The organism is Streptomyces sp. 796.1 (assembly GCF_047525675.1).
Taxonomy (GTDB): Bacteria; Actinomycetota; Actinomycetes; order Streptomycetales; family Streptomycetaceae; genus Streptomyces.
The window spans coordinates 105,784-114,710 of the sequence record NZ_JBLIWA010000048.1; the positions used below are offsets into that span (position 1 = coordinate 105,784).

The following is an 8,927-nucleotide window of genomic DNA, read 5'->3' on the forward strand; positions in this document are numbered from 1 at the left end:
GCCGTCGCGACGGCAGCGCACGTGGGCACGCGCGCGAGGGCGCGCCGTACGGTGCACGGCGTACCGAGCCCTACGGCGCGGCAGCAGGAGCCTCGGCGGCGGGCCGCCGGCGTGCACCCCGCGAGGGGCCGGTGGACGGGCCCGGGCCGGGGCCCGTGGGGTGGGGGCACTCTTTCGGGTGAGAGAGGTCCGGCCCTATATCCAACGCAAAGCCACTTCTAGCCCGATTCTGGGGTGATATTCCCCGATCCTGGGCGCAATGCCAGCCGTTCGGCGGTAGGAAGATGACTGCGCGCCACTCCCGGACCTGGCCGCGCGCCGCCCCGATCGGGCGGCCCGACGGCCGGACCGACCGCCACGGCCGCCCGCCGCGCGCGGCTCGGGGGGCCGAACGGAGCCCACCGCTCCGGCCGCCCGACCACCACCGCGGCCATGGCGTCGGCCTCGTACGGACCGGCGCGCAGCAGCGACACCCAGCGGCATCACCAGCCGCGGCACGGCACGGCGGCCGGGACGGCGCACGCGGGGCGTGTGGTGCGGCGTAGTGCGCGGCGGGGCCGTCAGGCGGGCGGCCCACGGCACGCACGGGCCGAGCACGACGGGCCACGGCGCGTACGGGCCACGGCGCGTACGCACCCGGTACGTACGGGCCACGGCGCCCGTGCGGCGGGCAACGGCGCACCGGCGAGGGGCGTCAGGCGACACCGAGCGACACCAAACGGCAGGAAACGACATCGCGCGACACCGACCAACCCACAGAGGCGAACCGATAACCAACCGATCGCACAGCAGTCACCAACGGTCCCGAGCCACCCACCACGGGCCACCCCGAGCCACGAACGATCACCCCCGCCCTCACCCTCACAACACACCCGCCACCCCCACCGCATCCACACCACACCCCATCCCCACACCCGCCGAGCCCGCGCCACCCGCCCCGCACCCGACCGCCAGTACCACGAGATCCCGTAATGAACCGGCAGAGACCGCACAAAAGAGGCACAGCCATCGAGAGCGCAGAGAGCGGGCAGCAGCGGCGCCGCGCCGCAGCGGGCCAGTCAGCACCGAGCCAGCCAGGACGCAGGGAGTTCACGGGTGAGTCAGCCGGAGATGCGACCCGAAGGGCTTCCGTGCGGCGAAGGTGGGGCGCACGGAATGTGTGGGGCGGACAGGGCCCATGCGCCGGGTGGGGCGAGCGGGGCAGGTAGCGGCCCCGGCGCACCCAACGGGCCCGGTGGCCCCAACGGGCCCGGCGGCCCCAGCGGCCCCGGCGCACCAGCGGGCCCCGGTGCCCCCGGCGGCCCGAACGGCCCCGGCAACCCCGGTGGACCGGACGGACCCGATGGCCCCGGCAACCCCGGTGGACCCGACAGCCCCGGCGGCCCGGAGGACGGGGCGGGCGCCGAGCACGGCGCGCAGTCGCCCGGGCAGGAGCCAGCCGCATCCCCGTACGCGCGCGGGCGCGTTGGCCGGTGGGGCAGACGGGGAGCCGGCGGCGGGCGCGGGGCCGGGCGGCGGACCGCGGAGCGGCCCCCCGACCTGTCGGCCCGGCCCATTCCGCGCGGCGACTGGGGCGAACCGACGGAGCGGCTCGACGAGTTGTACCGGTGGGCCGAGGAGGGGGCGCTGCGGGTGGCCGACTGGTACCTGGCCGACCGGGCCTGGAAGCGGCGCGGGGCGCGCACCCTGCGCGCCGGGGCCGTGCTCGCGGCGACCGCGGGCGGCGTGCTCCCGCTGCTGGAACTGACCCGCACCCTGGGCACCGGCGCGGCCTGGGGCGTGCTCGCGCTGCTCGCCGCCGTCGCCTGCCTGGCCTGCGACCGGTTCTTCGGCCTCACCTCGGGCTGGATGCGGGACCTGGCCACGGCGCAGGCGGTGCACCGGCGGCTTGAGGCGCTCCAGTTCGACTGGTCGGTGGAGAACGTGCGCGAGGTGCTCGGCCCCACCGAGGGCACCGCGAGCGAGGCGGCCGAGCGGTGCCTGACGGTGCTGCGCCGGTTCGCCGAGGACGTCACCGAGCTGGTGCGGACCGAGACGGCCGACTGGATGGTCGAGTTCGGGACGCGGTCGGTGCCGCTGTGCACCCAGTCGCTGGTGTGGAGCGCCCGTACGGAGCCGAGCACGCCGCCGAGCCGGCTGCTGATCCCCCCGGGCACCCGCCCCAACATGCCCCGGCAGCGCCCCCCGGACTTCCCCCGCTAGCCGGCGCACCGGCAGTTCGGGGCCGCACCGCGGGCCGGCGCGGCCCGTCGTCCCGCCCGGAGGGGTCCACCGGGCGGGACGACGGGTCAGCAGGCGGCGGGCGGTACGCCGCCAGCCGCCGACCTACACGCGCGCACGGGGTCGCGCGGGAGCGTTTGCAGTCGTGCGGGGACGTTCGCGGTCCTGCGGAGCGGCGACGCCGGTCATAGACGGCCACATGAGGATGCACACGGCCGTACGGGGTCGTACGGGACCACTCCAGGGCGAAGCCGTACCAGAACGCACGAGCCCGCACGCAGCCCCACAAAGCCCTGCGGAATCAGCTAAAGACGATCATGGAGCCTTGGCCCAGGCTGCGGGTCGCGGCGGCGTACAGGGAGAGCCAGACGTGCCGCTCGCGGGCGAACGGGCTGTCCTCGTACGGGATCGGGGCCGCGGGCTCCTCCAAGTCGGTGGGGCGGACCGGCGGGGCGGGCGGTGCCGGCGGGTTGGCCGGGTCGATGCCCAGGGCCGGGCCGACCTCCTGGAGTTCGCGCAGCAGGCCGTGGCTGGAACCGAGCGGGCCACCGCCTTCGAGGAGGCCGTCGTTGGAGAGCGGGGCGGCGAAGTCGACGGGGACGTAGGCGCCGGCGTGGTCGTAGTGCCAGACCAGGTGGGACTGTTGCGCCGTGGTCTCGAACATCTCCAGCAACTGCTCGTAGTCACCGCCGAGTTCGCCGACCGGGGTGACCTCAAGTCCGCAGACCCGCAGCAGGTAGGCGCGGCGCAGGTAGTGCAGGGCGTCGTAGTCGAACCCGGCGATCGGGGCCACGGCGCCGGAGAGGCCGGGGGTGTAGCCGAAGACGGGCACCGGGGGCAGCCCGGCCTCGCCGAGCGCCCTGTCGTACGCGGCGATCTCCTCCGCGAACGGGTTGTCCGGGCTATGGCAGAGCACGTCGACGAGGGGAACCAGCCAGAGGTCACATGCCACGTGTACTCACTCTCGTTGGCGGGCGGTCGGGCCAGCGTAATACCCGGCCAGCGCTGCGCGAAGGGGCTCGACAGGGAACGGTACGAGCCCGCCCCCGCGACGCCCGCGGCCGGTGCAGAAACGACACCCTTGGGACGGCACCGTTGGGACGACGCCCTTGGGCGGGGCGTGCGGGGCGCCCGCACCCTTCGACTGCTCCCGGCGCCCCAGCCCCACCTTCCTTGAGGCGTTTCGCCGGCGCCCCCGCCCTCACCCTTCGGACGGTCCCGGCGCCCCAGCCGCCCCCGCCCCCTCCGGCGGTGCCGGCAAGGAGCCGATGAGGGCGATGCTGTGCGCGTTGTACGCGGTCACGATGGCCTCGGCCGCCCTGACGTCGCGCCGGGTGATCGCCTCGACCAGCGCGCAGTGCTCGGCCCACAGCAGGCCGCGCAGGTCGGGCAGGCGGCGCAGGTGCGGCACGCTGAACACCCAGCTCTGCACCCGGACCCGCTCCAGTATGTCGGAGATGTACGAGTTGCCCACCAGGCCGCTCAGCTCGCGCCAGAACCGCAGGTCGTAGCCGATCAGGATGTCCAGGTCGCCGGTGAGCGCGGCGCGTTGGGCGGCCTCGGCGCGGCGCCGTACCGAGGCCAGGACCTGCGGCGTCGCGGCGTCGAGCGCGGTCTCGGCCGAGCGCCGGAACATGCCCTCCACGATCAGCGTGCGCGCCTCGACCATGTCCCGGTAGTCGCCGAAGGTGAACTCGTGGACCCGGTAGCCGCGGTGTTCCTCCACGTCCAGCAGGCCCTGGGCGCACAGGTCGAGCAGCGCCTCGCGGACCGGCGTCGCGGAGACCCCGTACTGGTCGGCCATCTCCTTGACCGTGAACTGCTGCCCCGCCGGCAACCGTCCGGCCAGCACCTCGTCGCGCAGCGCGTCGGCTATCTGCTGCCGCAGCGTGCTGCGCTTGACCTGGCTGGTGCCGGACATGGGTCGTTCTCCTTCCACGCCGCGCGCAACCCTGGGGGTCCGCCGGCGCACGAGCCGGCGAACAAGCGAGCGGCCCCCGCATCACGATATGCGAGGGCCGTTGCGCGGAGTGTGGAGGTGTTGCACGGAGTGCAGTGCTCTGGCCCGAGGAGGGCGGTCCGGCAGAGAACTCCGTACGCGGATGTGGGGAAGGTTACGTTCCGCTCCGCGTACCGCCCGTCGTTCTGCCCGGGGTCCTGCCCGGCGTCCTGCCCGTCCGGCCCTTCAAGCTGCCCGCCCAGCGCCCCGTTCTGCCCGAAGTCCTGCCCGGGGGCCAGTCCGCCGGAGCCCGGCGGTCAGCCCCGCGGTCAACCCCGCGGTCAGCCCGTGACGTGCGCGTCCGCCGCGGTGAGCGCCTCGTCCAGGATCGCGAGGCCGTCCTTGGCCTCCGACTCGGAGATGGTGCAGGGCGGCACCACGTGGGTGCGGTTCATGTTCACCGCGGGCCACAGCCCGGCCCGCTTGGCCGCCGCCGCGAACTCCGCCATCGGCTGGTTGGCCGCCCCGCTCGCGTTGTACGGCACCAGCGGTTCCCGGGTCTTCCGGTCGCGCACCAGCTCGACCGCCCAGAACACGCCGAGCCCGCGCACCTCGCCGACCGACGGGTGCCGCTCGGCCAACTCCCGCAGGCCGGGGCCGAGGACCTGCTCACCGATGGTGGCGGCGTTCTCCACGATGCCCTCGTCCGCCATCGTGTGCAGCGTGGCGACGATGGAGGCGCAGGCCAGCGGGTGGCCGGAATAGGTCAGGCCGCCCGGGTAGGGCCGCTCGTCGAAGGTGGCCGCGATCTCCGCGGAGATGGCCACGCCGCCGATCGGCACGTAGCCGGAGTTGACGCCCTTGGCGAAGGTGACCAGGTCGGGGCGGGCGTCCCAGTGGTCGAGCGCGAACCAGCGGCCGGTGCGCCCGAAGCCCGCCATCACCTCGTCCAGGACGAAGACGATGCCGTGCCGGTCACAGATCTCCCGGACGCCGGCCAGGTAACCGGGCGGCGGCGGCATGATGCCGGCCGTGCCGGGCACCGACTCCAGGATGATCGCGGCGATGGTCTGCGGACCCTCGAAGGCGATGGTGTCTTCGAGGTGGCGCAGCGCGCGCTCGCACTCCTGCTCCTCGGTCTCGGCGTGGAACGGCGAGCGGTAGAGGAACGGCGACCAGAAGTGCACCACGCCGGCCGACGCGCTGTCCGAGGCCCAGCGCCGCGGGTCGCCGGTGAGGTTGATCGCCGCGTTGGTGGCGCCGTGGTAGGAGCGGTACGCGGAGAGGACCTTGGGCCGCCCGGTGTGCACCCGCGCCATCCGGACCGCGTTCTCCACCGCCTCCGCGCCGCCGTTGGTGAAGAAGATCTTGTCCAGGTCGCCGGGCGTGCGCTCGGCGATCAGCCGGGCCGCCTCGGCCCGTACGTCCACCGCGAAGCCGGGCGCGATGGTGCACATCTTCGCGGCCTGCTCCTGGATGGCGGCGACGACCTTGGGGTGCTGGTGGCCGATGTTGGTGTTGACCAACTGCGAGGAGAAGTCCAGGTAGCGGTTGCCGTCGTAGTCCCAGAAGTACGAGCCCTGGCCGCCGGCGATGGCCGCCGGGTCGATCAGGGCCTGCGCCGACCAGGAGTGGAAGACGTGCGCGCGGTCGGTCGCCTTGACCGCGGCGCCGGTGGCGGGGTCGGGTGCAGGTGCGGAGTACGCAGAGTTCGTGGACACGGTCAGTACCTCAATCACTCGCGGCTCGGTGGACGGTGGGGCGGTACGGGCGGGCCCGCTGCCGGCCGGGCGGTTCGCCCGGCACCGGTGCCGGCGCCGCTCGCGCGAGCACCCCACCGGCCGGCCGACCTGCGCCCGACGCTCGTACGGTACGGGGCGCCCGCACCCGCCCGGCCGCCGACCGGCGCGGATGGACGGTCGGCCACGGCGGGAGGGAGCGCGCCAGCCGGTTGCGGCCGGCACCCTCAGGTTAGGGAGGCCGCGGGTCGTCGGGTACCGGCACTGTGTCTGCCGCTCGCCGTACGCCCGGACAGAGTGCCGGGAACGGGACGGCCGGGTGACGGAGTGGCGGCCGGTCGGGCGGGACGGCGGCGGCTCAAGTGGGGGCGGGGGCGGATCAGGTGGGGATGAGGGTGGGTTACCCGCCGGTTTCCGGGGCGGCGTGTGCCATAACCCTGCCCGGTCGAGGCCAGAAGCTGCCTGCCGCTTTTTCCGGGGCGAGGCGCGGGCTGCTTTTCGTCGTACGCCCCTTATTCTCCTCGGGACGGGGGAGACCTCTCTGCGGGGCGCAGGGACGGGGGAGCAGGACAGGGGGAGCATCGCCGGCGGCCGACCGGTCCATCGCCAGCACCCGGCGACCGGCGCCGCGTTCGGCACACGGACATCACCGCCATCACCGCCACCACCGGCACGCATCCGCGGGCCCGGCCGGCGCTGGCGGGCGCCACCAGCGCGCCCACCGGCCACCACCGCCACCACGGGCGCCGGGACACCACGCCGGCGCGCCGCCCGACCACGGCGCACCATCGCGCGGACAGCAACCACCGCGCGTACGACGACGTCACCCGTACCGCAGGCACGCACCACGAGCACCATCCGTACGACGGCACAGCACACGCACCACCCGCAGTACGCGGCACGGGGCGCACCCCGCGCGGCACGGCGGCAGAGAACAGAAACAACAGCAGGAACAGCAGGAACAGCAACACGAGCACGAGCAACAACAGCATCAGTAGCAGCAACTGAAGCGGCAACAGAGGCGACACAAGGGGCAGGAGCCACAACAGCATGGAAGACCTGGGGGCCGACGATCCTCGCTGGATCGGCGAGTACCGCCTGCTCAGCAGGCTGGGCGAGGGCGGCATGGGGCGGGTCTACCTGGCCCGCTCGGCGCGCGGCCGGACCGTCGCGGTCAAGCTCGTCCGGGGCGAGCTGGCGGGTCAAGCCGACTTCAGACGCAGGTTCCAGGCGGAGGTGCGGGCGGCGCAGCGGGTCGGCGGCGAGTGGACCGCGCCGGTGCTCGACGCCGACACCGAGGCCGCCACCCCCTGGGTCGCCACCGGCTACATCGGCGGGCCCTCGCTGCACCAGGTGATCGCCGAGGACCACGGCCCGCTGCCCGAGCACTCGGTGCGCGCCCTCGCCCGCGGCCTCGCGCTCGCGCTGCGCGACATCCACGGCGCCGGGCTGATCCACCGCGACCTCAAGCCGTCCAACGTGCTGGTCACCATCGACGGGCCGCGCGTCATCGACTTCGGCATCGCCCGCGCCCTGGACCCGGTCGGCGAACCCGGCCTGACCATGACCGGCGCGGTCGTCGGCTCGCCCGGCTTCATGTCCCCCGAGCAGGTGCGCGGCGAGCAGATCACCACCGCGAGCGACCTGTTCTGCCTCGGCTCGGTGCTGGCCTTCGCGGCCACCGGGCGCTCCCCGTTCGGCACCACCGACAGCGGCGTGCACGCGCTGATGTACCGGGTGGCGCAGGAGGCGCCGGACCTGGTCGGGCTGCCGGAGGGGCTACGGGAGCTGGTGGACGGCTGTCTCACCAAGGACCCGGCCAGCCGGTTCACCGTGGACCAGGTGCTCGCCCTCACCGGCGGCGCGCCCGATGCCGCCGCGGACGCCGCGGCCGGCCGTTCCGGCGCCGGCCAGGTCACCGGCGGCGACGCGGGGCCCTGGCTGCCCGGCGCACTGCTGGCCCGGCTCGGTCGGGACGCGCTGCGGCTCCTCGAAGCGGAGATGCCGCAGACCAGCGTGGGCTTCGCGCCGCTCGGCGCGCCCGGCACCCCGGTGCCGGGGGCCGCGGGCGGCCCGGGCACACCGCCGCCGGCCGGCACCCAGTTCGGCCCGCCGCAGCACCCGTCGGCGCCCATAACGCCCGGCCCCCCGATATCCGGCGGGCCGCTGGCCGGCGGCCTGCCGCACACCCCGCACCCGACCCCGCCCGGCGCCCACACCGGCATGGTGCCGCAGCACACCGGGCTGGCCCCGGCGTACGGCACCACCGTCGGCGTCGGCTACCGCCCGCCTGCCTTCTGGCGCTCGCCGCGCGGCCTCGCCAACACGACCGTGGTGCTGTTCTCCATCGGGCTGGTGCTGCTGGTGCTCGACCTGATCTTCAGCATCCGGCTGTACGGCACGTACCAGGACTACTTCGACGACGTGGCCACCGCAGCGGACGTCAAGGACGGCGAGAACATCACCGAGACCATCGACGCCTTCTGGGCACTGGTCTTCATCCCGATGACCGTGCTGTGGGTGGTGTGGTTCCGCCGTACGTACGTCAACGCGCAGGTGCTTGCGCCCGGCCGGCAGCGGTACGGCTCCGGGATGGCGGCCGGGGCGTGGTTCATCCCGGTGGTGCAGTTCTGGTTCCCCAAGCAGCTCGCCAACGACGTCTGGGACTCCAGCGCCCCGCTGCCCCAGGCCGGCTACCCGGGACGCCCCGGCCCGGCCCGCGGGCTGCTCAACACCTGGTGGGTGCTGTACCTGGCGATGCTGGTGACCAGCACGGTCAGCCTGTCGGTGTTCGGCGACGCGGAGACCTACGGCGAGTACGAGGACTCCGTCGTCTGGTCCTGCCTGCGGGACGCGGTGTCCATCCCGTGCGCGATCGCCGCCATCGCCCTCGTGCTCAAGCTGTCCGCCATGCAGGAGCGCCGCGTCGCCGGGGCCGGCCAGCCGGCGCCGGCCGCGCCGGGTGGCTACGGCGCGCCGTACGGGCCCGCCCGCTGACGTGCGCCCCGGCGCCGTGCGGTGCGTGGCAC

Annotated in this window: 5 protein-coding genes; 2 read left to right on the top strand and 3 right to left on the bottom strand. The window is 74.5% G+C overall.

Translation table 11 applies throughout. The features are described 5' to 3' along the window. Positions 1-1,539: 1,539 nt before the first annotated feature. Complete coding sequence (locus tag ACMA1D_RS27830) at positions 1,540-2,202, top strand: SLATT domain-containing protein (RefSeq protein ID WP_414726754.1); 663 nt, start codon at positions 1,540-1,542, stop codon at positions 2,200-2,202. A 319-nt stretch (positions 2,203-2,521) separates the two neighbouring features. On the opposite strand, the gene ACMA1D_RS27835 is transcribed toward ACMA1D_RS27830, so the two are convergent. From ACMA1D_RS27835 to ACMA1D_RS27845, 3 genes are all read right to left on the bottom strand, one after another. Then, on the bottom strand, positions 2,522-3,172 hold the full coding sequence (locus ACMA1D_RS27835; RefSeq protein ID WP_349996796.1) for a hypothetical protein: 651 nt from the start codon (positions 3,170-3,172) through the stop codon (positions 2,522-2,524). Positions 3,173-3,421: 249 nt separating this feature from the next. Beyond that, positions 3,422-4,141: a GntR family transcriptional regulator gene (locus ACMA1D_RS27840; RefSeq protein WP_414726749.1), complete on the bottom strand. Its 720-nt coding sequence runs from the start codon at positions 4,139-4,141 to the stop codon at positions 3,422-3,424. A 359-nt stretch (positions 4,142-4,500) separates the two neighbouring features. Then, positions 4,501-5,880: an aspartate aminotransferase family protein gene (locus ACMA1D_RS27845; RefSeq protein WP_414726750.1), complete on the bottom strand. Its 1,380-nt coding sequence runs from the start codon at positions 5,878-5,880 to the stop codon at positions 4,501-4,503. Between the two features lie 1,068 nt (positions 5,881-6,948). On the opposite strand from ACMA1D_RS27845, the gene ACMA1D_RS27850 reads away from it, so the two are divergent. Further along, positions 6,949-8,895, top strand: a complete 1,947-nt coding sequence (locus tag ACMA1D_RS27850; protein WP_414726751.1) for a protein kinase domain-containing protein — start codon at positions 6,949-6,951, stop codon at positions 8,893-8,895. Positions 8,896-8,927 lie beyond the last annotated feature (32 nt).

Bases quoted from the DNA above. Each gene is read 5' to 3' on its own strand.
- ACMA1D_RS27840 (WP_414726749.1), bottom strand. From the start codon at position 4,141: ATGTCCGGCACCAGCCAGGTCAAGCGCAGCACGCTGCGGCAGCAGATA.
- ACMA1D_RS27850 (WP_414726751.1), top strand. From the start codon at position 6,949: ATGGAAGACCTGGGGGCCGACGATCCTCGCTGGATCGGCGAGTACCGC.